Origin of the sequence: Pseudomonas sp. SZ57, from assembly GCF_009495975.1 — a bacterium.
GTDB classification, from domain to species: Bacteria; Pseudomonadota; Gammaproteobacteria; order Pseudomonadales; family Pseudomonadaceae; genus Aquipseudomonas; species Aquipseudomonas syringae.
In genome coordinates this window covers 229,815-255,982 of sequence record NZ_WIBD01000002.1, presented here as the reverse complement: position 1 = coordinate 255,982, position 26,168 = coordinate 229,815, and the positions used below count along the sequence as shown (strand labels likewise).

At 55.4% G+C, this 26,168-nt stretch carries 20 protein-coding genes and 3 pseudogenes; 11 read left to right on the top strand and 12 right to left on the bottom strand.

Annotated elements, in window-relative coordinates; genetic code table 11:
- The first annotated feature begins 2 nt into the window (after nucleotides 1-2).
- From GE543_RS01235 to GE543_RS01225, 3 genes are all read left to right on the top strand, one after another.
- Complete coding sequence (locus GE543_RS01235) at nucleotides 3-596, top strand: hypothetical protein (protein WP_153220286.1); 594 nt, start codon at nucleotides 3-5, stop codon at nucleotides 594-596.
- Nucleotides 597-1,165: 569 nt separating this feature from the next.
- Nucleotides 1,166-2,026 (top strand): SIR2 family protein, encoded by an 861-nt coding sequence (locus GE543_RS01230; protein ID WP_235592753.1) that lies wholly within the window; start codon nucleotides 1,166-1,168, stop codon nucleotides 2,024-2,026.
- Nucleotides 2,027-2,144: 118 nt separating this feature from the next.
- On the top strand, nucleotides 2,145-2,366 hold the full coding sequence (locus GE543_RS01225) for a hypothetical protein (protein ID WP_057406803.1): 222 nt from the start codon (nucleotides 2,145-2,147) through the stop codon (nucleotides 2,364-2,366).
- Between the two features lie 203 nt (nucleotides 2,367-2,569).
- Here the strand turns inward: GE543_RS01225 and GE543_RS01220 are convergent, their stop codons facing one another.
- Entirely contained in the window at nucleotides 2,570-5,380 is a 2,811-nt protein-coding gene (locus GE543_RS01220) for a TrlF family AAA-like ATPase (protein ID WP_153220284.1), read from the bottom strand.
- A gap of 574 nt (nucleotides 5,381-5,954) precedes the next feature.
- Between GE543_RS01220 and GE543_RS01215 the strand changes: the two genes are divergently transcribed.
- Both GE543_RS01215 and GE543_RS01210 read left to right on the top strand, forming a co-directional pair.
- A complete protein-coding gene (locus GE543_RS01215) occupies nucleotides 5,955-6,878 on the top strand; it encodes a hypothetical protein (RefSeq protein ID WP_010404491.1) in 924 nt (307 codons plus the stop codon).
- Between the two features lie 4 nt (nucleotides 6,879-6,882).
- On the top strand, nucleotides 6,883-8,019 hold the full coding sequence (locus tag GE543_RS01210) for a hypothetical protein (protein ID WP_010404489.1): 1,137 nt from the start codon (nucleotides 6,883-6,885) through the stop codon (nucleotides 8,017-8,019).
- A gap of 977 nt (nucleotides 8,020-8,996) precedes the next feature.
- Here the strand turns inward: GE543_RS01210 and GE543_RS01205 are convergent.
- Both GE543_RS01205 and GE543_RS01200 read right to left on the bottom strand, forming a co-directional pair.
- Nucleotides 8,997-9,164: a hypothetical protein gene (locus GE543_RS01205; protein ID WP_153220281.1), complete on the bottom strand. Its 168-nt coding sequence runs from the start codon at nucleotides 9,162-9,164 to the stop codon at nucleotides 8,997-8,999.
- A gap of 394 nt (nucleotides 9,165-9,558) precedes the next feature.
- Entirely contained in the window at nucleotides 9,559-10,023 is a 465-nt protein-coding gene (locus tag GE543_RS01200; protein ID WP_058877194.1) for a DUF3429 domain-containing protein, read from the bottom strand.
- Between the two features lie 365 nt (nucleotides 10,024-10,388).
- On the opposite strand from GE543_RS01200, the pseudogene GE543_RS27315 reads away from it, so the two are divergent.
- Nucleotides 10,389-10,622: pseudogene (locus GE543_RS27315) on the top strand (GntR family transcriptional regulator); the annotation flags it as partial.
- Between the two features lie 243 nt (nucleotides 10,623-10,865).
- Nucleotides 10,866-12,248 (top strand): GntP family permease, encoded by a 1,383-nt coding sequence (locus GE543_RS01190; RefSeq protein WP_153220279.1) that lies wholly within the window; start codon nucleotides 10,866-10,868, stop codon nucleotides 12,246-12,248.
- Nucleotides 12,249-12,388: 140 nt separating this feature from the next.
- Here the strand turns inward: GE543_RS01190 and GE543_RS01185 are convergent, their stop codons facing one another.
- Nucleotides 12,389-12,853, bottom strand: a complete 465-nt coding sequence (locus tag GE543_RS01185; protein ID WP_153220277.1) for a DUF3429 domain-containing protein — start codon at nucleotides 12,851-12,853, stop codon at nucleotides 12,389-12,391.
- A gap of 333 nt (nucleotides 12,854-13,186) precedes the next feature.
- Here GE543_RS01185 and GE543_RS01180 point away from each other — a divergent pair, with 333 nt between their 5' ends.
- Together GE543_RS01180 and GE543_RS01175 are read left to right on the top strand one after the other, a co-directional pair.
- Complete coding sequence (locus GE543_RS01180; RefSeq protein WP_153220275.1) at nucleotides 13,187-13,906, top strand: Type III secretion system effector HopBA1; 720 nt, start codon at nucleotides 13,187-13,189, stop codon at nucleotides 13,904-13,906.
- Nucleotides 13,907-14,389: 483 nt separating this feature from the next.
- A complete protein-coding gene (locus GE543_RS01175) occupies nucleotides 14,390-15,460 on the top strand; it encodes an alpha/beta fold hydrolase (RefSeq protein WP_153220273.1) in 1,071 nt (356 codons plus the stop codon).
- A 26-nt stretch (nucleotides 15,461-15,486) separates the two neighbouring features.
- Here GE543_RS01175 and GE543_RS01170 read toward each other — a convergent pair whose 3' ends face one another.
- From GE543_RS01170 to GE543_RS01155, 4 genes are all read right to left on the bottom strand, one after another.
- Complete coding sequence (locus tag GE543_RS01170) at nucleotides 15,487-16,812, bottom strand: FAD-binding oxidoreductase (RefSeq protein WP_153220271.1); 1,326 nt, start codon at nucleotides 16,810-16,812, stop codon at nucleotides 15,487-15,489.
- A gap of 40 nt (nucleotides 16,813-16,852) precedes the next feature.
- Entirely contained in the window at nucleotides 16,853-17,521 is a 669-nt protein-coding gene (locus GE543_RS01165; RefSeq protein WP_153220269.1) for a haloacid dehalogenase type II, read from the bottom strand.
- Nucleotides 17,522-17,712: 191 nt separating this feature from the next.
- A complete protein-coding gene (locus GE543_RS01160) occupies nucleotides 17,713-19,068 on the bottom strand; it encodes an aspartate aminotransferase family protein (RefSeq protein WP_046235542.1) in 1,356 nt (451 codons plus the stop codon).
- A 26-nt stretch (nucleotides 19,069-19,094) separates the two neighbouring features.
- The gene (locus GE543_RS01155; RefSeq protein ID WP_153220267.1) at nucleotides 19,095-20,180 is read right to left on the bottom strand and encodes a phosphotransferase; all 1,086 of its coding nucleotides are present in this window, start codon (nucleotides 20,178-20,180) and stop codon (nucleotides 19,095-19,097) included.
- Between the two features lie 287 nt (nucleotides 20,181-20,467).
- Between GE543_RS01155 and GE543_RS01150 the strand changes: the two genes are divergently transcribed.
- Nucleotides 20,468-21,151 (top strand): GntR family transcriptional regulator, encoded by a 684-nt coding sequence (locus tag GE543_RS01150; RefSeq protein ID WP_153220265.1) that lies wholly within the window; start codon nucleotides 20,468-20,470, stop codon nucleotides 21,149-21,151.
- A gap of 154 nt (nucleotides 21,152-21,305) precedes the next feature.
- Complete coding sequence (locus GE543_RS01145) at nucleotides 21,306-21,746, top strand: TspO/MBR family protein (RefSeq protein ID WP_024642940.1); 441 nt, start codon at nucleotides 21,306-21,308, stop codon at nucleotides 21,744-21,746.
- A gap of 131 nt (nucleotides 21,747-21,877) precedes the next feature.
- On the opposite strand, the gene GE543_RS01140 is transcribed toward GE543_RS01145, so the two are convergent.
- The 4 genes and pseudogenes from GE543_RS01140 to GE543_RS27695 form a co-directional block, all read right to left on the bottom strand.
- Complete coding sequence (locus GE543_RS01140) at nucleotides 21,878-23,056, bottom strand: DUF2252 domain-containing protein (protein ID WP_103688520.1); 1,179 nt, start codon at nucleotides 23,054-23,056, stop codon at nucleotides 21,878-21,880.
- A 195-nt stretch (nucleotides 23,057-23,251) separates the two neighbouring features.
- Nucleotides 23,252-24,010, bottom strand: coding sequence for an NUDIX domain-containing protein (locus GE543_RS01135; RefSeq protein WP_100071832.1), 759 nt, complete (start codon nucleotides 24,008-24,010; stop codon nucleotides 23,252-23,254).
- Between the two features lie 213 nt (nucleotides 24,011-24,223).
- A pseudogene (locus GE543_RS27700) lies at nucleotides 24,224-24,808 on the bottom strand (methyl-accepting chemotaxis protein); the annotation flags it as partial.
- A gap of 273 nt (nucleotides 24,809-25,081) precedes the next feature.
- A pseudogene (locus tag GE543_RS27695) lies at nucleotides 25,082-25,846 on the bottom strand (MCP four helix bundle domain-containing protein); the annotation flags it as partial.
- Nucleotides 25,847-26,168 lie beyond the last annotated feature (322 nt).

Here is a 26,168-nt window from a genome sequence, read left to right as displayed (position 1 = left end):
AGGTGAGCGACGGTGAACTCACTTTGAAACTGCGAAACCTGATCCCAGTCGCTCATTTTATCGAGCCGCCTACCGTTAGCTATTTGATTGAAATTGCCGACGATTTGACGGGTAACCAGACACTGGGTCAGCAGTTTATCGACGCATGGACGGCAGCACTGGATGCGGCCTATCCAGATGGCCTAGAGTACTCGGGATCGGAGCTACATCGCCCCATACATCCTAAGATCGGAGCGGCTCTGGACGCAGCTTATGCTCGGCACTCGTCTGCAGTCACCTATGCCCAGGCATGCCAGCAAATACGCTTTGAGAGAGCCTGGGGCAGCTCAGAAGAGCACCTGCTGAAAACTATCAGCGAGGCTGAAATTGAAGTGGCAATACGCTCGGCTACCGGGGCTGACTTGGAAAATATCTTCCTGCAAAGCCTTAAGTTCACGGTGCAAAGGCAAAGCTATGAGAACAGTTTTGGAGACATCGGCGAACGCTTCGTCAACGTCTGTAAAAAAATCGTGGCCGCTGAGCCCAAGGGACGGTTCGCAAGCATCATCAACAGATATTTCAAGGCTCGTGGGCAGCAGGCGCTGTTGGAGCCCTGAGAGATACCATGATTGAATTTCGGGGATGGCTTTAGGATGGAGGCCGCCCCGGAACGCCGTTAAGATAGGAACGCTCGCCGAATTACAGCTGCAGTATCAATGCACCTTGTCCATAGTACGCGTCAGCGATCACCTGATTGCTTTACCATAAATGCGTTCAAGATGGCCCAGTGACCAGATAAGAACTGCCATTCAAAGGGAAGGCTGGAGTTGCGCCTGACCGGTGACCATGACACAAGACAAGGAAGGCGTTGATGCCCAATGAGCCTGCTGCTCCAGTTGCCCCTATTCCACCACCGGCACCGCTGCAAGCCCCCCCTCCGCCACCGCCTATTGCACTGGCACAGGATCGCACTGGTCTGCAGGCTTACCTCCCTCCAGGAGGCGAATGGTTGCCGCTCAATGATCACGCATACGCTGTACTCAACGGCGAGCCGCCCACAGAGCCAAATCAGACAGCGCAGTATCGCTCGGCTTTGGCAGACATGTTCTCTAATGCACTCCAAGTTCCCAATCTCTGCTTCCTAGCAGGGAGCGGAACGTCCCTTGGCCCGGTGGGAGGGCCCAGCATGGGCTACCTTTGGAGCTTGGCAATGTGCGAGCCAGCCTCAGGCACCCTGACCCTAGCTGCTTCCAGTGTCATGGACAAAGTCAGGTACCCCAACGGGTCGACAAACATTGAGCACTTCTTGTCTCAGTGTGATGCCTATCTATCGTTCAACGACGACCTTCAAGTTCGGGATTTCGTGAGCGATGTGAAGGCGTTGATTCTTGATGCCTGCTCGACGTTCCTGCAGACACCCCAGTCTGATATATCTGCCTACCGCCACCTTCTACAAAAACTTGCCAGGCGTCGAGTGCGAGATCCAAGACTGAAGGTTTTCACCACCAATTACGATATGTGCTTCGAGACAGCTGCATCAGATTTGGGCATGGTAGCGATCGACGGATTCTCTTACACCAGAAGGCGCAGGTTTGATGGCAAACACTTCACGTACGACATCGTGCGAAGAGAGGCGGATGCTCATGAATTCACTGAAGGCGTCTTTCAGCTCCTCAAGCTCCATGGCTCAGTCAGTTGGAGCCGCGAGGGCCTCGACATTTTTGAGGATGCCGCGCCAACACCAGCAAACGCCTGTCTGATTTACCCAGCGAAAGGCAAATATCAACAGGCATTTCTGCAACCTCACTTGGAATTGCTCTCGCGTTATCTGGAATGTCTTCGTCAACCCAACAGCTGCCTGATGGTGGCGGGCTTTGGCTTTAACGATGATCACCTTTCGGAGCCCATCTACTCTGCCATCCAGTCGAACCCAAGCCTGAAGCTCATCTTGTGCGATTTTCAGTGCATCCCTCACGTGCACAACCGGGGTTCCATGGTTCTAGTCCTTACTGGGGACGGTTCCATGATCTGGCCCGGCAGGGGTTAGACATCCACTTCGTCAGCGGTACGTTCAGCGATCTTGTCAGCTACATCCCTCATCTGCGCACTGCCTCACCGGCAGGGCAGCTCGCAAACGCTGTCCGGCGCATTGGAGCCAACCACTCATGACATCGCTCGATGGGATTCTCGCGAGTAACATGAAAATTGGCGTGGTATCGAGCGTCAGCGCCCAGCTGATCAAAGCCAACCTGGCGCACGCAGGCAACGTCAGTGGGCAATATCTTGGACAAAATATTGCCGCTGATGCGATTTTGACCCAGCTGCCGGAATTCATTGACCTCCCCAAGCTCACAGTGAACGAAGTATCTGCGCGGGATTTCGGATGAAGCATATAGGTCACTCAAAATCAGCAGCCTGGGTCAAAACCGCATCAGCGCCAATACCCATTAGGCCTTGCATAGATTGACGGAAACCCTCAAATCGATCCTTGGCAACACGGTTTTGCATGTGCAAACGACAGTAAAATACCGTGTGGGTATATGTGTCTGTTTAAGGGCCGCACGCGGTAATTCCGCCACGCCCCTGAGTGTTAAAAATGGTACTTATCATGACGTCGCTGAAATGCCTCCTCTGACCCCTCCATGATGTCCAGCACCGCTGTGGCACTTGCCTTAACATCCATCCCCCCTTGACTCAGTACCCGCCCTCTTCCGCCCACTGACTCCAGCGCATACACGAACTCACTATCAGCGTTCACAGGTAAGTTGGCGTTGTGCGTAGCCAGAATTATCTGCCGTTGTGTCTTCGCTTGCCGCAGCAGCGGAACCAGCTCGCGATAAATAAAGCTTGCATCAACCTCGTCCTCTGGCTGATCGATGACCAACGGCCCATCGCCTTTCACCAGCAGCAAGTTGAGAATCGCAGTGTTTCGTTGCCCTTCTGAAAGCTGATTACCCGATAGGCTTCCGATGAGCGACCCGTCTGCCCGGTGTAGCTCAATGTCCACCAAGTCAGGAACCCGGCTAACTCTCATGCTCCGCCACAACGGCATATTCGCAGCTACGTGAGGTATCAGCTCAGAGCTGAGCTGCTGCAAAACCTCAGGCAGCCGAGCAGGATCATCAAGAATCCAGGTAAGGTGTTCCCATGGACTGACGTGTTCGGTAGCAGCTGCCGCAAGGAAGCTTTTCCAGAAGTGTTCTCCGACATCATCCCAGATCTTACCCAACCGTGATCGACGGTCGGGCTCGATCGACATCCAGGGCTGCATAAAACCTGTAGCGTAACCGTAGGGCTTGATCTGCACCTTGATCGTGCCGTTAGTTTTGCGGGTGATCTCCTCAGCAGCCTGTTTGCGTAAGGCAAACTGCTCACCCCATAGAGCGACCAACTGCTCGAAGGCATCGGCCAAGGCCTTTTCGCTTCCCGCCAGTTTCTCCCATTGCTGCGACTTCGCATCAAGCGTGCTCTGTTTCGATTGCCTTGTGCGATCAATCTCCTGCATGCGAGTGACATCATTTGGCTGAATGCCCTTTTTCTCGCAAGCAGCGGTGAAAGTGTGGCGCGCAGCTTCGAGCTCTCCTGAAACCCGCGTCCATTGCTCGCTGTGATTGAAGAGCCTGTCCGCGTCTCGCTGCATGTCTGAAATCAGTGCCTCCAATCTCGCTTTGTAGCCAACGCGTAGATCGTTGATATCCGCCGCTTGTTGGGTAAACCAGTCTGCATGCGGCCAAAGCGCCGAGATAATGGCTGATGGATCTTCCACAGGAGTCAGGTTCTTCAGGGCTGTTTGCAAGCGATCTTTGTCTATCGTGTGCTTATCTATAAGACCGGTGAAGTATCGCTTGGCGTACTGGGCACGCTGAAACGCCTGCGCTTCTGCCTGGACATCTTGGCGCGCCTGCCACTGTCGATCCAGCTCGACCAATTCCTGCGTTAGGATCGTCATTTCCGAGCTAATGGCTTGCGCCTGATCCTGGTCGGCAAACAAGCTTCCTATCAACGCGACAAGGGTGCGCTCAGCGCCATATAGCCCTTCCAATTGCGCCGTGCATACCTCGTCGATCATTTCGAGAATCTGAGGCTGTGATCCAGGAGCGGTCAGTTCGCTCAATTGCTGCTGGCTATAAAACTGGATGGGTAGATGTCGTAGGTACGTGGGCAGGTCATGAGCATTGCCTTCAACCAGCTCTAACCCATTTGCCATGCTGAAACGCAGTGTGTCGCGCTGGCCGGGTATCCCATGCCAGTCGACCTCAATCATGACCTGTTCGGTAAACGTTTCCTTCGCCCGATCAACCTTCGCCTTCGCTTTTTCGGATAGCGCGTCTGCACCATCGCGGGCGAACATGATTCTGAGCAATTCGAGAATCGTCGACTTGCCACTCCCTCTCGCACCAATCAGGCAATTCAGGTTTGGTGAAAATTGAACGTCCTGGTCTTCTAGGTATAGCAGGCCGGTCATACGAACGGATGAAAGACGCGGATAGGAATAAAGGTCACTCGGCCGAGTCGTACCCAGCTTCAGACGCGAGCTTGGATCAAGAAAAGCTTGTTTGAGAGCTGCAATCGAGGGCGTCGAACATTTGACCCAGGTTGACCTATACCCGAGGGCATTGGCCAGGGGGATGCCGTGAGCATCTGCCTTGAGCGATTTAGCGTCAGAAGACTGTACGTAAGCCGGCTGTTTACCAGGTCGAGACCACTCACGGTTTTTTCCACGAAGGATATCTGAAACCTTCTGGCTAAGTGGAAATTGAGTGACCTCTACAGCAAGTAATCCCTGCAGGCCGTAATCACCTCGGTTCGACGACCGCTCCAGCAAGCCACTGTCGCTATCAGCGTGGGCGGCGATGACGATTCCATTGTTTTCGTCCTGAATCGTTTTTAGGAGTTCGGCCAGACTGACCCATTCATGATTGCGCCGCAGGGCTGCAGGAATGCCTTTTTCAAATCGCTTGTCCTCGGGCAAACCGAGCTGGGTCAATATTCGGTTAACACGTTCGAGATCGCCTGATTTTTTCGCTGGCTCAAAGAGGCAGAGAACGTGATAGCCGATGTCCACTTCGAACCCTGGCAAAATATGGATCGGCTCCCTGCCAAGGTCTCGGGCGACAGCCTTGTTCAGCTCAACCAAATGCGTCAGGAACCAGTCCCTGGGATTCGTCTGCTCGGAAAAATTGTGGTCGGTGAACCCAACGATCTGCAGCTCCAGCGTGTGACATCGGACTAGAAACGTTCGAGCTTTTGCCCGTATGCCGTCCTCAGACGGTTCCCCTTCAATTTTTGGCCGTCTCGGGTTGCCCAAGCGCAGGTCTTCATCACGCCAGTGCCTATTATCTTCAGGCGTCTGCACCTGAAAATCAGCCTTAAACCAGCGCATTCCATGATAATCGCCCATGCTTTTCCTTTTAATAAAAACGTCAAAGTTCACTAGCCTTGCGTGATGATATTTTATTCGAAATATTGGCGAGACGGGCTGGTGAATATCGCGCCTTCACTAGTCATGCACCCCAACTCCCGCCAAGTGCCACAAAGGCGCAGCATGACTAAAAACCGCTGCGGGAACGTGTGTTCGACCAGACACCATGTAGCTGAATCAACGGCCTGTGATAGCCTCACCTCAGTGCGCTTATGTCGGCCGGATAGTTAAGGTCGAGGAGATTCTGGGTTACGTACATCTTCCCGGCATTAACCGCACTGCTGGCACCGTAAGCCAACGCTAACATGATGCGAAATCGCGGGTTCATTCGGCCTGGCAGGGTGTCGGTGAATGCGTCTACAAAACTCGCTCCGCTCACCCTGCATGACCAAGTCGTAGGCTTGCGCATCGGCTTGATGGGTTAGCCATTATCCTGAAGCTAGACAATCCATCGCCGAGCTGGTGACAAATTGCTACTAGACATGATCCCTTAACGTCCGTAGCGTTCTGGCGGCATAGGGTTGCAAGACATTCATTATTCAAGGGACGTGTGATGGGCGAATGGTCAAAGAAACTGGGAGAGCGCGGTGAAAACATCACTGAGTCGCTGCTCAACTTGATAGGTTGGAAGGCAGCTCGCAAGGGACACGAGTTCGACTGTGTGAAGCCTGTCCTGCACAGCACGACCGGCAACCCCAGAAAAACTCATGGCGCCGATTTTGTCTTCAGTTGCCTATCCCCACTAGAAGATGGCGTCCTCAAGCACCTCGTGATTTCTTCGAAATTCACATCTGGCCCCTACCCGACTTCACCTGGGCCACTATTCAAAGACCATTTCTCAGACCTTGCCACGACAGTCGAATGCTTCAACCGCTCGCCTTTAAAAAGGTCGGTAAACCTGGGCTATCCAGGCGCGAGTGGTCAGTCGCTCGCAGGCATCCTTTGCTGGTTCAGCGCCGCATCGGACGCAGACGCAGACGTCGTCAGCCTGGTCGCAGGCTCGCGGAATCTGGACAACGCAAATTATGGCACGATCTACGTCATTGATAATCACCGAGCGAGCTTTCTCTTCGACACGATCACATACGCAAGAAATCGCTTCGGTGCAGACAATGTTCGCTTCCTCTACCCCTCCACCGGGAAAAACGTGAGCCCCATAGAGAGGGTCACAAACGGGACGATATTGCCTCCCGAATACCTCAACAGCGGCTTGATCCCATTCTTCATCCAGGAGCACGAACGGAAATCACTGCTTATCTGCTGCCAGGATCCTTTCAGCATCGAAGCGGTAAAACGCTTGATCGGGTTTTCGATGGATATCGCCATGGAATTTCCCGACAAGGTGGCCCTCGCGTTCCCTGACTACAACTACGTAGATCATGAGGAAATTGCAGACATCGCAAAGCTGTCGATCGCGAACAAGGAGTTCGCTTCAATCGTCGAATTCGAATCCTATCAAGCCGATTTCAGAGGATGATGCAATGAGTAATCAAAATATTGACTCTATCCTTCCCCAAGGTGAGGCGCTGCGTACATATCTGGCTCAGCCTTACATCGGTGCGGGCGATATCAAAACAGTTCTGAAGAGCCGAGGCGTATTCATCAGCAGCTCAGAAAAAGAGCACTCCATCCCTGCCCTGACCCTGTCCCTGATTCGCCCCAGCGAGTTTTCTAAGCTCCAACTCGCCTACACCACCAAGGAAGACAACCCCAAGATCACCACCCAGACAATCAAGTGGCAAGGTGAGGATACTCTGCTAGATGCGATACCTACCGTCATGGATGTGAACAAGTTGCTGGATCTTGACTTCGTGAACTTCAAGGTCTTGGGAACGCCGGAATTCTATCCAGTCAACAAAGATCTCAACACGATCCGGATGGACTACCTGCTGGAACGGGTTGACCGCTCCAAAAGCTGGGCTGACTCGCACAAAAATTTCAAAGGCTCCATCGAGATCAAGAAAAATAAGGCCCAAGACGAGCTCATCCTGATCTTCACACACACTGCGCCGGAAACAAAGACGACAAACAAGGCGATGTCGAAACATCTGATTTCACATTTCAAATCGGTCAAGCAGATCAGTGAAAGTGAGCAGGCGACCTCGATCCGTTTCTGCGATTTTACCAACGAGAACAGGTTCAATTACCTGTTAGGGCTCACGCAACACAGCAAATTGATCGCACTGTCCTTTGAGGAGGTCGTCGACATCGGGATCTCGCCCGACCCAGAGATCCTCCTCCCGTCAGCCCTGGACTGGATGAAGGAAAAGATTCGCAACCTGGACTTGAAGGGCTTCAGCCTTGAGCACTCTGACTTTCTTTCAGATGTGTCCTATCGCCCTAGCCTGTTCCTGCACAGGATCGATGCCAAGTTCCGATTCAGCACCTCGGGCCTTGATGGTGACTGCGTGATCTCGCTGGGCTTCCCAGAATTTTCTGCGGGCCAGAAAAAAGACAGTGAGATTGAATTGAGGATCAAGCAGATCAGCTTTGACAACACAGGCCGTTCTATCGACAAGAACGACGCAAAGGAAACGATTCTGAAGGAGTTGGAATCCGAGAAGATTGAGACCTTCAAGACCCTGTCGATTCCTGCCGGCGGTGCGGTTACGCCGTAGTCTTGGCTTGGGCTATTCATTGCACCTGCATGAAGACAGAAGAGGCTGACCAGGTTTCGGAATCTCCAAGCCCCCCCCGTACCTGTCCAGAAACAGATAGAAACGCCAGTCGTAGATTTCATTAAGGAGGAGAAACGTCTACGAGATTTGCTAAAAACCGTAGAAAGGCATCAGGTATATTCTAATAATTTGAAAAGACACGATTAAAAGCCTATATAAACCAATTAGGTAGACGATTCTACTCCTTTCGCAAACGCATCAACGCGAGTCGTCACAATGGCTCCGTGCAGCCCGATCTGTTTCCTGAGATCTTGCGGCCATCCTTTTACCCCGAAATCCTCTGAACCCCCCGAAACCGGGCATTCGATGGAGCGCAGCGCCAAACGCGAGATCCGTGGCTCCGGATCTGTAGGCAGTGCAAGGCATACCGAATACTCCAAGTGCTTACCCAAGAGATCCCATCGCGCCCCTACCCGTTCGAAGCTGTCGAATGCCTCAGCAGAATGCTTGCTGACTAACACCGGTGATGAACGACAGCGGCGCTCGGCTAAAGACGCCGCTGCGGCGATTTCAAATCATTGATGATGCCATCGATCGCAAGGCGCGCCTCGACCTCAGTCAGATGTATTCATGGTCACGCCCCGATCCGACTTACGCTAGGATTGACCTAGCGTGAAACGCGAGAAGCGTTACTGCTCCCACACCTACCCATTGAGACCAAAAAGGCTCGAGCCAGGCGTAGGTATCCTCGTTAAGCCAAACGCTGAACGCAGGCATGAGTGCAATCCAGGAGAGCCCGAGGCAGACTGGCCAGCTGTAGCGGAGGCCCACGCCTAGTAGCCCTCGGCCCAGGCAGTATCCAAAGAGCCAGGCCAGACCCAGCCTCCCCAGGACAACGCCGGTCGTGGCGATGTCTAGATGTACTTGGGCAGCCAAGGTGACCACAGCACAGAAACACAAAACCACGGCCCAACAGATCAAGATCCCGGCAGACGAGCTGCTGCTGTAACTTCCACGCATTGTTGTACCTCACTGATGATCAGTGATGTATCAATGCCCTTCAGCTGTTTTGATTTCAACTCAACTTCGAGCACTTTCTTCCCGGTCTCCTGAAATCGCTTGATGCCGGCGCCCTTGCGGGGCATCTTCCCTACTCTGCGTCTCTCCTGCCCCCAGCCTGGCGCTGGCCGTTTGAAGGCGTGTCATGGATCGGACACCGATTCAGTGATCGCGGCGGTCAGACCTGCACGCCGGTATGCACTCGGTTGAAAGCTTCGTTAAAACGCTGACGATTACGCACTCCCGTTACAATCGGAGCAGTTATAGGTTGAACAGTCCTACGGGGCAAATGGTGGTTCGCTCGAAGTGCGACCAGACAAGCGATCTTGGCAGACCTCCATCGTTGTCCAGGTCTTGCACGCCATAAAGCTCGACCAGCTTCTGCAGGAGCTCAATGTTTCCAGCTTCCCGAAGCTTGGTCATTGGAGGGATTTCTGCGCCAGCGCCGTCAATTCGCGATTGGTGCACTTGTGAGGTGCTTCATAAATGAAGCACCTCAACTATTGCGGCAAGCAGCAGGCAGACGCTAGCCACGGCGGTAAGCCGTAATCGCATCGGAAGGTACCAGGCAGGCAAGCTTATAACCCGCAAGAGCTGCCTGTCCTGCCAGAGGTGGACAACAAAGCCGATGACCATCAGCAAGCAACCCAATGGCATTGGCAGTAACGTGGCAATCCAGGCAATAAGTGCAGGGATGACACTCCAGATGAACCGGTCGCTGCGCTGCTCGGCTTTCATGTCTTGCGCGGTCATGGCGAAGCCCCAGTGCAAGGCGCCGACGAAGCTCAGGATGACGGCTCCATAGTTAACAAGCGCAATCGCAAACAGCGGCCGATAGTTGCCAGAGAACGGGATCAGCAGCGCCAGAGAAATAAACGGTAAAAGGCCGCCATAACCCAGCAGGCTGACGTGCTTTGGCAGAGAGGTTGAAGGCAACGCGTTCATGTGTATTCCTTGCAGTGAGCGACACTCAAGACTGTAGGCCCAAAAGCCCCGCTTGAGCGAGACATTGACGGCAGGTGGGCTCCGCCTCATTACCCGGCCTTAAGGGTAACCTCATATCGTGATTGAGCCGAGAGCAGTGACCATTTGAGTAAATTGAACGAGATTCCGCATCGGCCCCCTGCCCGGCTGAGGCTCTCCGAAGTGTTTGTCGGAATTCGATAGCCACCGTTAGCCTGATGATGAAAAACCGAGTGCTACCGGGACTCGACCCACACCCACAAGGCCACTCTTGACAATTTCTCATCGCCCGACAAATACTTCGCCTTGATTCATATAAATGACTATATAACAAGGTGAATCACTCAATGAATGCTGTGCACAACGAAAGCCGTATGCCCCTTTATCAGCACCTTGATGACCCCTTGGCTCAGCAGATTGCAAACATTCAGGGGCGCTCCGGCGAAGCTATTCCCACGGAGACGCCGCTTTCAGCTGAATACCTGCTATCAACCTGCATCGTACCCAAGGCGGTAGATGCGCGGGTCAACGCAGGTTTGCTGGAGCGTCAACAAGGGCGCCGCACATTCGTCCGTCGACCTCTTCGCTTGCCGGACATCAAAGGCCTCAACCTTGGTGCTGCATGTGCCCGCGCCCATATTCGCCCCACACCTAAACTACCTGACAGCATTGGCATAGCAGCAGAATACGGCGTGTTCGCCTTTCCTAATGCGGCCTTTGCACGCGGATGCTCCCAAGCTTGATTTTTAGCGTGCTTCGGCAGCGTTACGACTTTTTTCCAAGGCTGAGTACAGCCTCAGCGCTCCCATTACTGAGACCTCTTCATGACTACCCTAGATATACAACTTCTAATGACAGCGCTTGTCAGCGTCTTGGTGCTGGTGGCACTGATCGTGTCACGACTCAAGATGCACCCGCTTTTGGCCCTGTTGATCGTTTCCGTTGGAGTGGGCTTTGCCACCCAAATGCAGCCCGAAAGTATCGTCGCTCATTTGATCACTGGTGCCGGAAAGACACTGGGGGCAGTTGGGATCGTAATTGCGCTTGGCGCGATGCTCGGCAAAATCCTGGCTGATGCTGGCGTCACGGAGCAAATAGCCGAGGTCATCCTTAAGCGCACCTCGGATCGCATGATTCCTTGGGCAATGATGATGGTTGCGTTTGTAATTGGCATACCCATGTTTTTCGAGGTGGGTCTGGTGATCATGCTACCGCTGATATTCAGTGTGGCGCGAAAGCTGGAAAGCCAGGCTCGCTTCAAAGGCTCGGCGTATGTTTATGTCGGTGTTCCTGTGATTGCCGCGCTCGCCGCTATGCATGGCATGGTACCTCCGCACCCTGGCCCGTTGACGGCCATCGCCGCGCTTAAAGCCTCAGTAGGTCCGACAATGCTCTACGGCTTTATCGCGGCTATTCCAGCAATGATTCTGGGCGGTCCGCTATACGGTGCGTTCATTTCGAAGCGCATGAGCACCAGGCCTGACCAGGCATTACTTGATCAGTTTACTCTGGCTGAAAAAGCCGACAATCAACACCGTCCCAGCGTTTGGCTCGGCGCACTGGCAGCCCTGCTACCGGCGATCCTGATGCTGATAAATGCCGTCGCCGAGATGCTGCTACCCAAGGGCAATGCGATCCTGCAGATGGCCAGTTTCGTGGGCAACCCTCTGATATCCATGCTCTTAGGCGTGCTTTTCGCTGGCGCAAGCTTGGTACTGGCGCGTGGTGGCAACGCTGAAAAGCTGCGCGATTCGCTGGGTAAAAGCCTCAAACCTATTGCCTCCATCATCATGATCATTGCTGGAGGCGGGGCATTTCAGGAGATGCTGACGAGTGCCAAGGTAGGCGATGCGATTGTGCACTTGACCCAGCAGTCTGCCTTCCCTCCGTTGATCCTGGGTTGGCTGATTGCGATGTTGCTCTCGGTCTCTACAGGTTCCGCAACTGTGGGTATCGTAGGCGCTGCGGGCTTGCTGGCGCCGCTTGCGGGTGCCGATCCCAGCCTTAACCTGCCCTTGCTGGCATTGTCCATCGGCTGCGGTTCGCTGTTTTTCAATTATGCAAATCACGCAGGCTTCTGGATGGTAAAGGAGTCCTTTGGCATGACAATGGGAGAAGCCACGAAGACGATCTCGGTGGTTCAATCCATTGTGGCTGTGGTCGGATTGATTGTGGTGTTGATCCTGAATGCGGCTATTACAGTTTAAGCGCCCCGCCCCGCCCATGTGGCTACGCCCTCAAGCGCATGGGTGACCGGTGAGGAATCGGTTGCATGCTTCGATGGTCGCCCAGCGTGATGTTGTGCTCGAAGGTTTAGACCACTACAGCTCTCTGATTTTGAGAGGCTTCATAAATGAAGCACCTCAACTATCGCGGCAAGCAGTAAGCAGACGCTAGCCACGACAGTAAGCCGTAATCGCATCGGAAGGTACCAGGCGGGCAAGCTTATAACCCGCGAGAGCTGCCTGTCCTGCCAGAGGTGGACAACAAAGCCGATGACCAACAGCAAGCAACCCAATGGCATTGGCAGTAACGTGGCAATCCAGGCAATAAGTGCAGGAATGACACTCCAGATGAACCGGCCGTTGCGCTGCTTGGCTTTCATGTCTTGCGCGGTCATGGCGAAGCCCCAGTGCAAGGCGCCAACGAAGCTCAGGATGACAGCTCCGTAGTTAACAAGCGCAATCGCAAACAGCGGTCGATAGTCGCTAGAGAACGGGATCAGCAGCGCCAGAGAAATAAACGGCAAAAGACCGCCATAACCCAGCAGGCTGACGTGCTTTGGCAGAGAGGTTGAAGGCAACGCGTTCATGTGTATTCCTTGCAGTGAGCGACACTCAAGACTGTAGGCCCAAAAGCCCCGCTTGAGCGAGACATTGATGGCAGATGAGCTCCGCCTTATTACCCGGTCTTCAGGGTAACCCCATATCGTGATTGAGCCGAGAGCAGTGACCCGTTGCGCGCCACCGTTATTGCCCTTTCACGTGCGCAATAAAGCAAATCTTATGGCCTTCAGATATCAGGGAACTGACAAGCAAGTATGAGCCACTTAGACGACGGTGATGTCTGGAACCCTTTGGTGCGTGACATTCGATGTGATAGCGACACTCCCAACTAACGTGGCTCGAACAACGAAGGACATAAGATGCTAAATAGAATTTCATCATCCAGCCCGACCAGCTATGTCAGTTCAGGCAGCTCATCGGCAGGTATCAACCCCAGTATAAATGTCAGGCCTCCAAGGGGTGGGCCCGTTGATACGCTAGTCGGCGCAGCCAGTGACAACAACCTTGTGTACATTGGTGATGAGCACGGTAAGCTCTTCATACCTAAACTCATAACCGAGTCCGCTGCAAAACTTAAAAATGCAGGCGTCGACCACCTGGCGGTAGAGTTTGTAAAGCACTCCGATGGCGCCGCGTTCAGAGAAGCATTGAGCGATGGAAAAAGCGCTGTCAAACACTTTCTGGAAGCATCATGGGGTCGACACGGAGATGCTTGGCTAGAAAAGGTTTCTGAGGCGCTGTGCAGTGCTCATCGTGCAGGAATTTATGTTTCTGGAATTGATAGAAGAATGGCGATAGATCAGCCTAAAACGCCGATGCAAAAAATTTTGTACATGAAAAAGAGACTAGCTTTAAATGTAGCGTGGGATGCGGCGGCTTCAAGAGAGGCTTCCGCTGTCTGCGCGAACAAAAGTATCGTATGGGGCGGTGCCGGCCATTTCAGCAACAGCAAGACTGACGGACCAAAAGACATGCGGCCAGGCTTGGTAATCTCGTTTGATCTGACTGGAAGAGGCTCTAGCAGAATCAATGATGCTGATGAACATAGCCATATCGTGATCGCTGGCGAGGATAACTAACGAAAACCATTACTGGTTAATTTTCCTTAGCCATTGCATTTGACGTCCTGGCGAAATTCCGAGCAAGGTCATTGCTTCCGGCCAAACCGTTTATCGCTTCGACTGGGCTGACTGGGCTTTTGGCCCAGTCAACCCTCTTACGGGCGCAACTCACTCACCCCCCCTCCACCGCTCCCTCGCTAACGCGCGAACTCGCTTTTTTCAAGCCTGTTCTTCAAAACAAAGCTGCGCCAAGGTGTTAAGTAATGTTATATAAAAATTAACTTAACATTATCTGATCGTTGGACGATGATCCTTTCGACATCCATGACGCCCTGAAAAAAATACAAAACGGGACGGGAACCAAGATCCCCTGTATCGACACTGGGGACATTGCGCCGCGGTGGCACCATCCCAAGGGCCAGCGAAACGCGCGCCAAGTAATCACTCCTGCAGGCATCGGAACGCAGGACCTCCTAAAACAAAAACAATAGGACATAACTCATGCATAGATTCATTTCACGTCCCGCGATCGGGCTGTTGTTTTCTGTAGCTTTACTGGCCTCCGCCGTCAATGCCGCGCCCTTACCCGCCGCAATCGAGGGCGACTGGATTGCCCCGCAGTTCACCTTCCATACCGGTGAGAAACTCGCCAACCTCAAACTGCACTACATCACCCTTGGCAATCCCAAAAATCCCGCCATCCTCTTTCTGCACGGCACCTATCGGCCAGGCAGCGATATGCTGAGCAAGGATTTTGGCGGGGAGCTGTTCGGCCCTGGTCAGCCGCTGGATGCAAGCAAGTACTACATCATTTCCACCGATGGCATTGGCGTAGGCCAGTCCAGCAAACCATCGGACGGCTTGCGCACTCGGTTTCCGGCGTACAACTACGACGACATGGTTCAAGCCCAGTATCGCTTGGTCACCGAAGGCCTGGGTATCAAGCACCTGAGGCTGATCATCGGCAACTCCATGGGCGGCATGCAAACCTGGATGTGGGGCCAGAACTGGCCGCAGATGATGGACGCACTGGTGCCCATGGCTTCCCAACCCACCGAAATGTCATCCCGCAACTGGATGATGCGCCGCTTGCTGGTGGAGTCGATCAAGCAAGACCCGGCCTGGAACAACGGTAACTACAGCGTGCAACCGCCGTCCCTACGCTTGGCTAACGCGATGTTCAGCATCGCTACCAGTGGCGGTACTCTGGCGTATCAGGCGGCTGCCCCGACCCGCGCTCAGGCCGATAAGCTGGTGGATGAACGCCTCGGCGCTGCACAAACCGCCGACGCCAATGACTTTATCTACCAATGGCAATCTTCCGCCGACTTCAACGCAGCCCCCGGTCTGAAGAAAATCCAGGCGCCGGTGCTGGCCATCAATTCAGCGGACGATGAGCGCATCCCACCGGAAACAGGCCTGATGCAGGCCTCGATGAAAGAACTCAAGCACGCACGGCTATTACTTATCCCCGCCAGTGCCGACACCCGTGGTCACGGCACCACGAGCATGGCGAAGTTTTATAGCAAGGAACTCGGGCAGTTTATGCGCGAGACTGAAAAGGTGAAATAAATCCACCCCCTCGCCCCAGCTTCAGCTCAAAAGTCCGCCACCTTGCCCCAGGCGGACGTTTGAAAGCGGTCCGGATGATAAGGACGCGGATCAACAATGGGGCTCACACCGCTGACAATATCGGCAATAAGATGACCCGCGCCCGGGCCAATACCAAAGCCATGCCCGCTGAACCCGGCCGCGATCACCAACCCCGGCAGGCTGGACATTTCGCCGATACCGGGAACGCCGTCCGGTGTACTGTCCACGTAACCGGCCCATGACGCCTTGATCGACGTACCCTGCAGTGCCGGCACCAGTTCCACCGCGCGCTTGTAAGTCAGCGCAACCGCGGAGGCGTCAGCGTTTGGGTCGAGAATGCGCATTCTCTCCATCGGCGTGGGCTGGTCCAGGCGCCAGCGCTTCAAGCTTTCGTGGCCTGCTTGCCAGCCTTCCAGCCCCCCAGGCGCAAGGTTGCGCCAGCGGCGCTGAAACATTGGCAGGAATTGTGTAGAGAACCTCAGCAACTGCGGCGTGATATCGACTCGCCCCCGGCCACTGATCGCCAGCGTGTAACTGCCATCAAAGCGGCGGGTCATGGACGCGCCGGTGGTATGCAGCGCACTGGGAATTTCCTGGCTCGGTGCGGTGACCGAAAGTACGGTCTGACGAATCGTCGCTTGCGGGAAGCGAATACCATACTGGCGACAGAACGAAGATGCCCAGGCGCCTGCGGCAAGCACCGCGAGCCGGGTGCGGATGGTGCCTTTTTCGGTGACGACTGCCGACAAGCGACCGCCTTCGGTCTCGACGCCCCGCACGGCACAATCCTGATGAACGCTACTGCCCAGTGCCATGATCGCGCGTGCGACTGCGGGGGCTGCGCGGGACGGGTCGGCAATGCCATCGGTAGGCGCAAACACCCCGCCTTTCCAAGGCTTGCCCGTCGCCCTGCCCCGTTCGGCGGCCTGCTCGGCGGTGAGCATCTGGGTCTGCACGTTGACGGTACGCGCAAACTCGCCCCAGCGCGCCCACCCTTCCAGCTCCTGGTCGTTGTTGCTCAGGTAGAGCAAGCCGCACCGCGTAAAGCCGGTCTGTTCACCGGATTGCTCGGCGAATTGCTCCCACAGTTCCAGGCTTTTGGTGGCCATCGGTAATTCACGCGCATCGCGATTCTGCTGACGGCACCAGCCCCAGTTACGGCTTGACTGCTCGGCGCCTATGCGGCCCTTTTCGACCAGCGCGACCTTCATGCCGCGCCTGGCAAGGTAATAGGCGGTAAACGCGCCGATGATACCGCCGCCGATCACAACCACATCGGCCTCCGCCGGCAGATCTGCAGAGGTATGCACGGGAGTTAAAGGTGCTGGCATGTTCTGGTTATCCACATGAGTTCAAAAGAGAAACCTGTTGCTAGAGCCCGACCAGTCCGGCCAGCCCTCCGATATCCGCGATCTGGTGGTAGCCGAAAGCAGCATTGGCCGGCTGTTCATGCCCCCGGGCCACGAAGGCTTTGTGCTTGATCTTCATGTCGTGGGCCGACATCAGGTCATAGCGGAAGCTCGACGAAACGTGCAGCACATCCTCTGGCCCGCAGCCCAGGTTATCGAGCATGAATTCGAACGCCGCCAGACGTGGCTTGTAGGCCTGGGCCTGCTGGGCGGTGAAGACCTTGTGAAACGGTGCGCCGAGCTTGTCGACGTTTGACATGATCTGTTCGTCCATGGCGTTGGAAAAAATCACCAGGGGAATCTTGCCAGCGATTTTCGCCAAACCCGCCGGCACATCAGGATGCGGCCCCCAGGTCGGCACGGCGTCGTAATACACCTGGCCTTCGTCGCGGTATTCGATGCCCCAACGCTTGCACGTGCGCGCCAAGGCTGTCTTGAGAATCTGGTCATAAGGCAGCCAGCTACCCATGACCTGGTCCAGGCGATAGGCCGCGTAGTCCTTGATGAATTGCTCCATCCGCTCAACCGGTACTCGATCGGCAAACAGATCGCGCGTCAGGGCTGCGGTTTTGAAATTGGTCAATGTACCGTAGCAGTCGAAGGTGATGTACTTGGGGCGAAGATCGCTCATGAATGCGGTCCTTGATCAGTGATGAGGTCATTACGGCGCAAACGGCTGTGGTGTGCCGAGCATCTGGTCCTCATGGGTTTATTACACCATCATGAGGCCGTAAATAAGCGCTTAAACGCAGGGCTGTCTGGTACAAAACGCCGTTTAACAGGCCCGCCTCGGCAGACTTTATCGAGGCGCCTGGGTGGGCTTCACAACTCGGCAAAAACGCTTTCCAAGGCGTCTAGCAGGCGACCCGCCTCCCTGGCTGTCCAGATCAAGGGCGGGCGAATTTTCAGAATGCTCGCATCGGGTCCGGTGGCGGAAATGAGCACCCTTTTTTCCCGCAGATGGTTGACCAGGCGCAGAGCGGTCTGCATGTCAGGCGTTTTGCTGGCCCTGTCCTTTACCAGCTCGACGGCGAAGTACATGCCGGTGCCTCGCACGTCGCCAATCTGCTCATACCGCGCAGCCAGGTCTTTAAGGCCCGCCATGATCAGGCTGCCCACACGATTGGCGTTGGCCATCAACTGCTCTTCGGTAATGACATCCAGCGTTGCCTGGGCGGCCGCAATCGCCACGCTGTTGCCGCCAAAGGTATTGAAATAGCGCATGTCGCGACCGAAGCTTGCGACCACCTCCGGACGCACCATCAACCCCGCCACCGGGTAGCCGTTACCCATGGGTTTGCCCATGGTGATGATGTCCGGCTCCACCGCGTGGCGCTGATGCCCCCAGAAATGCGTGCCGCTGCGACCGAACCCTGACTGGACCTCATCGGCGATGAACAGGCCTCCAGCCTTGCGCACTACCTCGGCGATCGGCCCGAATACATCGACCGGATCACAGAAAACGCCATCGGACGAGAACAGGCAGTCGGCAATGAACGCCGCGACGCCGCCGCCATGGCGCTGGATATCGCGGATCTGCGCCGCCACCTGGTCGGCCATGTAGCGGCCCAGTGCTTCACGTGGGATGCGATAGGAGTCCGGAGCAGGCACCCGGCGCACGAACGGGTCGAGCTTGGCATTGATACCCAGCGACGGCGAAAAGGCTGCCACGGTCGCCGAGTTGCCGTGGTAGGCCTCGGCGGTGACGATGACCCCCGTATTGCCGGTGTGATGCCGTGCAATGCGGATGGCAAGATCGTTGGCTTCCGAACCGCTGCACGTGAACATCAAGTGCCCGTCGGCGCCCATCTCTCCGTCCGCCGTGGCGCGCAGCTGTTCGGCGTAGTCAAGAATGCCGTCCTGCATGTAACGAGTATGGCTGCACAGCTTATTCATCTGCTCAGTGATCGCGGCGATAACGCGCGGATTGCAATGCCCCACCGACACCACATTGTTGTAGGCATCCAGGTACTCGTTGCCGTCCTTGTCGTACAGGTAAGCCCCTTTGCCACGCACGACACCCACCGGCTCGTTATAGAACAATCGATAGGCAGGCCCCAGCAAATCGGTCCGACGCTGAATATGTTCACGTGCAGCAGCGTCGAGGCGATCAACGTTGGCAGGGTTGAAGCCGTTGGGCATGTCACCACGGATGGCCTGGATGTTTGAGTTGCTCATTTAAAACCCCCTAAGCAATGGATGAATCAGTGGGCGAAGTCCATCAGAAGCGCTGATATCTGTGACGGTGACCGGTTAAGCATCCAGTCCAGCTGGCCCCATCCGGGCGCCGCGTTCCTCAAGATGTAGGCACTGTTCTGCGGGAAAAGCTGCGAGCGCCAGGTGGTAATCAACGCTCTGGCAACCAGGCGCGCCATGGCCAGGTGCGGGATAAGGGCCAGCTCCTCAGGCGTGAGGTCGGCAACGTGCAGGTAGCCTTTGAGCAGATCCTTGGCGGGGGCAAAAATGTCGAGGTCCTGGCCGGGGTGCACTGCGAGCAACTGGTTCATCATGGCAGTGGACACATCGATGGCAATGGCGGTCTTGACCGTGTCGCCGAAATCGATGATCGCCCCGACGCACTGCGGGCGATGCGCATCGATGACGATGTTCGAGGTATTGAAGTCGTTATGCAGTACTTGTTGTCGGCACCCGGCGATCAACCCCTCGACCTCGCCAAAGCGTTCGAGCGCCCGCTCCAGCGAGTGCCGACGCGCGGGCTCGACGACACCATTGAGCAGGGGCTCAAGCACACGCAGGTGCTGCACATCCCAGCACACCTTGCGGGACGCTGCCGGGTGGGCGAAGTCGGCAGTCGCCAGCCTGAGGTGCGCGAGCAATTGGCCGATCTGCTCGCGCCCCTGGGTATTGAGGGTGGTTTTATCCAAGGGTGTGCCTGGCAGAAAGCTCAGAAGCCTCACCTGCCTTGATTCACCACTTTCCGTTACGACGGGGGTCAGGTACCCGCCGTCCAGCGCGGGGTAAACCCTGGGAATCGGCAATTGGGGCGCCCTGCGCCCAATATGCTGCATGACTTCGATTTGCAGCGAGAGCTCAACAGGAGCTTCCTGCGGGTTAGCGATCTTGAGCACATAAGACTGACCGCTTGAACAATCGCAGCGAAACGTATCGTCTTTTTCTGTGGCGAAGCGCGTCAACTGCGCGCTGATACCAAATTGCTCCAGCACAATGCGCCGGCCTTCTTCCAGCGACACTGGCGTGAAAGGCGCCGCCAAATCGCCCTGCAAGGCGATAAGGCTTTCGCTGAATTCTTCTTTTCCAATCACTTGCATCGCTGGACTCCTGAACGTGGAAGCCATGCATGGCACGACGTCGATGCGCAGATATTGTGCTACAACTATTTTTATTGGAAGCGAATATTTTGGCCGAAAGGCCTGATTTGCAGGTGATATATTTTAAAAACACATAATAATCATATGGTTGAAATGGTATGAAAAAATATTGAAAAATAAAATTGTTGTACAAATTAAAAAGAAGCTTGGGTGTTCACTGGTGTCCGCACACCCAGTCGTACTAGAATCGCGCACTCTACCGAGCCCCAACCCCCGTCGTGGTTACCATGATTCTTTCCAGCGCGAACATCGAAACATCCCCAGCCAGGCTCTCGGCGGTCGAAGCACTGGCCGCGAAGCTCAAGGCCAGGATCCTGAACGGCGACTTCGAGCCAGGCGAATTCCTGCGGGACGTCAAGATGGCGGAAGAGTACGAAGTGGCGCGCAACACGTTTCGCAGTGCCGCACAGTTGCTGGTGTCATTCGGCTTGCTGCTGAAAGTGCCTCATCGCGGATTCTGCATACCCGAGTTCGGCCCGGACGACGTCGTCGACATCGCCCGGCTGCGCGGGGTACTGGAAACTGAAGCGGTGCGCATGATCATCCTCAATGGCACGGTCCCGGCTGACGCGCTGGACGCCGTAGAAAGACTGCGCAATACCGCACCCGATACCCCACGCTCCGAAATTGTCACCGCTGATGGCGACTTCCACCGAGCGATTATCCGCGCCAGTGGCAGCGCACGCCTGCAGCGCAGCTATGCCATGCTGGAAAGCGAGATTGAGCTGCTGCTGGTACTGCAACAGCCGTGTTACGAGGACCCCAAGCAAATCGTCAAGGACCATGAGCACTTGATAGCCTGCCTTCGCAGTCGCGACTTCGAAACAGCCCGTACTGCGTTTGTCGAGCATTGGGAGGATTTGAGCGCCAAGCTGTTACGCGCACAGTTCGAGCGACGGCAATCGCTGTGAAGCCGTGCAACATCGCTCGTCATTCAACGCTGGGAAATTGCACCCTACGCCCTGCCCCTCACATCAAAAAAACGGACCTTTTCAACGCAAAGGCGTCCAACCTGGGTATCGCTACCACCGATCAGCCTCATAAGCCCTCGACCCAGGACAACCCATGACCTTCTTCATTTTCCTTCTAGCCTGCTGCGCCGCCGGAGCAACCGGCATCATCTTCAAGCCAGGAGCATGGTACGAATCTCTTAAGAAACCGAGCTTCACCCCACCTGACTGGGCGTTTCCGGTGGCGTGGACGACGATTTATCTGCTTCTCGCCTGGGCCGGCTATCGCTTGACGCTGATCCCCGGCAGCGAGATCGTGCTGGCCTTGTGGGCGGCTCAAATAGCGCTTAACACGTTGTGGACGCCGGTATTTTTTGGCGCGAACCGCCTCGTTGCTGCGATGGTGATTCTGGTTCTGCTGTGGATCGTGGTTGCCGCGATGATCGTAATGGCCTTGCAACTGGACATCATCACCGGGCTGATTTTGTTCCCCTATCTGGTCTGGCTCTCGGTGGCAGCGGCGCTGAACTTCTCCATTCTGCGCCATAACCGATAAGGGCCTGGCGCTCGCTGCGTTATGCTTTCCCGAAGAATATAAGCGGAATGTCGATTAACTGAATCATGTGCGCCAGGGACGGCCAACATCATCAGCTAATCTGTTCCGCTCATCTCGGCATTCATAAGGCGCTACAGCGCGTAGCGCCGACAATGCTCAAGGTAGCCTTGCTCGTGACTGCCGACCAGCTGGACGACACTCGACCATAGCCAGGAGGGAGCGTCCAGGGTATCAGACCGATTGGCTTGCAGATCCCTGATCCACGCCGCGCGTGTGGCCAGGTCCATCTGTCTGGCGTGGGCGTTACCAACCACTTTTGCGAGATACGCTGCGGCCTGCATGGCCTCTTGCTCAGTGAGCTCATCAAGCTCCAGCTTCATGTCCTGAGGAAGCAGCTCACGTATGAAGAACGAATGATCCAGCATTCGCACGGCAACCATGCGGCTACCCAGGCCGGGCGACAGGTTGCGGGCGCCCTCCACTACCCGTTTGCCATTGTCTCTGGGCATGCGAGCCCTCGCCGTACGTGGGGCCGCCGCTGCGATGGCTTCCTTGACGTCGAGCAAGCAGAACTCTTCATCCTCTTCATCACCAACACCCATCAGCACTGCATAGCGAAGCAGGCCCAGAGAGCTGCATCCTTTTACCCAATAGGCGGAGTCGAGTAAGCGCACACGGTCATCCTGCGACCTGCCTTTGAGCGAGGTCACCAGCGCATGAATCTCCGGCGTTTCACAAAGCTCCTTGATTGCATCGCGCTCCGCACGGGACAGTTGCCAGAAATGCTTGCCAAGCGGAATGGTCGGTTGCGTACCTTCGAAGCGTTCTTTGGCAAGATGCTTCCACGTGCGTTGCACCGCGCTGCGCATTCCGGCTTTCACTTGCGCAGGACGATCGGGCTCTTCATCGTCGTCGCCCATAAAAGCTTCTTCGTAGCCCTGCATCATCTCTTCCAGCATTCTTGCTGTGGTGACACCGGGCAGATCCGAGCCACGAGCAGCCGTCGCTAACGACAACCCCAGCCTCACCAGGTCATGGGCAGGATTACCGATGACGGCTTGATCGAGGTCGCGGATATGCATGTCGATGCGCCCTCTCGAATCCCCTGTGGGCCCCAGATTGCCGGCATGACAATCGCCACAGATCCAGACCGGCGGACCGCTGGGCAGGCGTCTACCCGACTGGCTGTGAAGCCACTCATAGAACTGGGCGGTATTGCCTCGAACGAACGCGTGCGCAGACCGCGCCATTTTTAGATTGCGCAGATTGATGAGGGATTTGAGACGTGTATTGGGGCGAGGCGTTTTCATCGGAAAACCTTGAAGAGGGTTATTCCATTGACTCTTCATGTGACGCGAATGTTTCAAGATATTTCAAATTTGATCAGTAGTCTCCATCCACTGCACAGCCCGACTCAGGCTACCCCGCTCCATTCCGGAACGCGTGCAATGCGCTAATTTTGCAGTGTCCGTGGGCAGTTCAATCCGCATGAATTGCCACAGACCTTAAAGCAGCGTTTCCGATTGATCACCCGTTGTGGTGAAAATCTCCTGTTTTTTATGAGCTCCGACATTGGCGGAATACTCGGTGGGAACGAGACCTTGGCTGAATGCGACATCCTTGAGCAACTGTCGGTTGGACATGCTATTGCTGTCGTCTGCCAGGTAGGCTTGCAACGCTACCCATTTGGCTTCCTCTATTTCGGCAGTGTCCAGGATGTTTATTCGCTGCGTCAGAGCCGTCATTCGGCAGATGAAGTGGATATTTGATTTGCCAAATTGGTAGGGATGTTTGGTAGTAAACGCCACAATGGATTCGAACTTCGATTCGATCCCGGTTTCCTCCAGCACCTCACGTTCGATTGAATCCTGAATTCGTTCAGCGTTGTCTACGTGCCCTCCCGGCAGCTTGAACCCCTGGGTGCCTCGCTCCTTCACGACAAGGAGTTCCCCTGCTTCATTAATCACGATGGCCCCCGCTCCTACAGTATGGGTAGGTATGAACGGGACGAATACCTGATCTAAAGGGCGCCGCACCAGAGTAAGTTGATCGGTCAGACAGCTATGGAAGGAGAACCCGGCAGCGGTGAAGATCGGAATACTCTGGGCATTGCTGATGGGCAGTGTGACCCAGGCCAGCGCCAGGCCCTCATTCTCGATGAGGATAACTAGCGCGTCGACAGCGTCTTGCAACGCTTGCGGATCATTTGGCAATGAAGCTGCGTTGACAATGATCCCGTTGAATCTGTCCCGTGTGAATTCCAATGTACACCTTTGGATTGGTCTATCTGCCAGGATTGTAATGAGGCGGGAGCAGCTTTGCGAATGCTCGCGGCTGGACAGGTCGACATTCTTAAGCAAGTCGCCTCTGCAAACTGGCGAGGTCGACCGTCAACAAGAGAAGAAAAAGAGAAGCAGTGTGCATTCCCGGCCCAAGCGGTCCAGACGACCAGACCGGGAATACACCTGCACACAACGTTACAGCTTGAACTGCGCAACCATGGTGTTGAACGAAGTCGCCAGACGCGACAGTTCATGACTGGACGCACTCGTCTGATTGGCGCCCGCCGCCGACTGTGCGCTCAGCTCCTGAATGTTGACCAGGTTGCGATCCACTTCGCGTGCCACCTGGGCCTGCTCTTCGGACGCCGAGGCAATCACCATGTTGCGCTCGTTGATCATCCCCACGCCGCTGGTGATTTTTTCCAGGGCGCTGCCGGCGCGCTGCGCGAGTTCCTGGGTGCTGGTGGCCGTCGCCAGGCTTTTGCTCATGGCAGCGACTGCACCGTCGGCGCCGGACTGCACGGTACCGATCATGCCTTCGATTTCCACCGTTGAAGCCTGGGTACGGTGTGCAAGGGCGCGCACTTCGTCGGCCACCACGGCAAACCCTCTACCTTGTTCGCCGGCGCGTGCAGCCTCGATGGCAGCGTTCAGCGCGAGCAGGTTGGTTTGCTCCGCAATGCTACGGATGACCTCAAGCACTTTGCTGATATCCCGGACGTGGCCAGCGAGCGTGGTCACAGACCCCGTCGACTCGGTAATTTCCCTGACCATCGTGCCGATGCCCTTGACGGTGTTATCTACCTGGCCACGACCGTTGGCGGCGTCGGTTGCCAGTGATTTCGACTCCTCCGACGTAGACACCGCATTGCGGGCTACCTCTTCAACAGCCGCTGTCATTTCGTTCACTGCCGTTGCAGCCTGTTGAATCTCGTCATTTTGCCGAGTAAGGCCGCGAGTACTTTCTTCGGTGACCGCGCCAAGCTCTTCGGCTGCGGAGGCAAGCTGATCGGACGCGCTGGAAATCTCCTGAATCGTGCGTTTCAAATTGCCCTGCATCGTGCCGATCGCATTGAGCAGGTGCCCCGCTTCATCGCCTCGGGTGCTGGAAACGCTCTGGGTCAAGTCACCCGATGCAATACGTTGTGCAACTTCGATAGCGCTTCTCAGTGGTCCGGTAATCATACGAGTGATCAGAATACCCAACATGATCGCCACCACAAACGCGATGACAATACCCGCCGTCAGCATGAATACCGAAGTGCTTTGCAACCTGTCAGCGGCCTCTGCGCCCTCTTTGATCTGGCGCTTGTTGGAGTCGATCATGATCTGCAGGTAGCCGCGAGCCTTATTGAACTCCCCATCGGCCAGCGCGTTGAGACGATTGCGCGCGTCTTCCAGTTTGCCTGCCTGCTGCAGGTCAAAGATGTTCTGGGAAGCAGACATGTAGGCTGGCATCAAGGCGTCGTACTGATCACCCGCTGCACGTTCATCATCCTCCAGTGGAGTCGCGCGGTAGATGGCATAGACTTTCTGCGCACGCTCCAGCTCGGCATTGATACTTTGGCGCATTTTCTCCGCCGTGGCCGTGTCCTTGGCATCGAGCAAACGGTAAAGCCCGCGGTTATGCGTGGTCAGGGCGGTCATCGTCTCGTTGGTGTTGGCCACTGAAACCAGATTATTCGAGAACGTCAGCTCAAGGGCATCGGAAAGCCGGTTGATACCGAGCATCCCCAAACCACCCACAGCCAATGTGATCATGGCGCAAACGATGAACGCGGCCATGAGTTTTTTAGCGAAACTGGTGCGATTTATCATGTTCATTGATTATCCATCATCTTTAAGTAAGGGGGCACTTCTGTCCGAGAGCCCTACTGCACTAGAGGCAGGTGATTACACGTGGATTTTGCGCACTTTTGCTATAAGCGGTTCGTTGGGCTACAGAAATGGTCAGCCAATTTTCTGTGCCAGAGCGGAACCTGCCTACAACAACTAACGGTACCTCCGTGTAGTGGCTATCTGCCGCCAAATCGTGAGCTTTACAGGCCGCAAGGGGTGGAAAGTGCTGTTCATGGCACTTAACCTTTCGCGATCCCTGACTTTATCGGCACTGATTGGATTTTATGAACAGGCATAGGGT

What these genes read in the sequence shown, in the direction of transcription:
- GE543_RS01230 (WP_235592753.1), top strand. Translation starts at nt 1,166, where the DNA reads ATGGGCTACCTTTGGAGCTTGGCAATGTGCGAGCCAGCCTCAGGCACC.
- GE543_RS01225 (WP_057406803.1), top strand. Translation starts at nt 2,145, where the DNA reads ATGACATCGCTCGATGGGATTCTCGCGAGTAACATGAAAATTGGCGTG.
- GE543_RS01220 (WP_153220284.1), bottom strand. Translation starts at nt 5,380, where the DNA reads ATGGGCGATTATCATGGAATGCGCTGGTTTAAGGCTGATTTTCAGGTG.
- GE543_RS01215 (WP_010404491.1), top strand. Translation starts at nt 5,955, where the DNA reads ATGGGCGAATGGTCAAAGAAACTGGGAGAGCGCGGTGAAAACATCACT.
- GE543_RS01210 (WP_010404489.1), top strand. Translation starts at nt 6,883, where the DNA reads ATGAGTAATCAAAATATTGACTCTATCCTTCCCCAAGGTGAGGCGCTG.
- GE543_RS01205 (WP_153220281.1), bottom strand. Translation starts at nt 9,164, where the DNA reads ATGCCCCGCAAGGGCGCCGGCATCAAGCGATTTCAGGAGACCGGGAAG.
- GE543_RS01200 (WP_058877194.1), bottom strand. Translation starts at nt 10,023, where the DNA reads ATGAACGCGTTGCCTTCAACCTCTCTGCCAAAGCACGTCAGCCTGCTG.
- GE543_RS01190 (WP_153220279.1), top strand. Translation starts at nt 10,866, where the DNA reads ATGACTACCCTAGATATACAACTTCTAATGACAGCGCTTGTCAGCGTC.
- GE543_RS01185 (WP_153220277.1), bottom strand. Translation starts at nt 12,853, where the DNA reads ATGAACGCGTTGCCTTCAACCTCTCTGCCAAAGCACGTCAGCCTGCTG.
- GE543_RS01180 (WP_153220275.1), top strand. Translation starts at nt 13,187, where the DNA reads ATGCTAAATAGAATTTCATCATCCAGCCCGACCAGCTATGTCAGTTCA.
- GE543_RS01175 (WP_153220273.1), top strand. Translation starts at nt 14,390, where the DNA reads ATGCATAGATTCATTTCACGTCCCGCGATCGGGCTGTTGTTTTCTGTA.
- GE543_RS01170 (WP_153220271.1), bottom strand. Translation starts at nt 16,812, where the DNA reads ATGCCAGCACCTTTAACTCCCGTGCATACCTCTGCAGATCTGCCGGCG.
- GE543_RS01165 (WP_153220269.1), bottom strand. Translation starts at nt 17,521, where the DNA reads ATGAGCGATCTTCGCCCCAAGTACATCACCTTCGACTGCTACGGTACA.
- GE543_RS01160 (WP_046235542.1), bottom strand. Translation starts at nt 19,068, where the DNA reads ATGAGCAACTCAAACATCCAGGCCATCCGTGGTGACATGCCCAACGGC.
- GE543_RS01155 (WP_153220267.1), bottom strand. Translation starts at nt 20,180, where the DNA reads ATGCAAGTGATTGGAAAAGAAGAATTCAGCGAAAGCCTTATCGCCTTG.
- GE543_RS01150 (WP_153220265.1), top strand. Translation starts at nt 20,468, where the DNA reads ATGATTCTTTCCAGCGCGAACATCGAAACATCCCCAGCCAGGCTCTCG.
- GE543_RS01145 (WP_024642940.1), top strand. Translation starts at nt 21,306, where the DNA reads ATGACCTTCTTCATTTTCCTTCTAGCCTGCTGCGCCGCCGGAGCAACC.
- GE543_RS01140 (WP_103688520.1), bottom strand. Translation starts at nt 23,056, where the DNA reads ATGAAAACGCCTCGCCCCAATACACGTCTCAAATCCCTCATCAATCTG.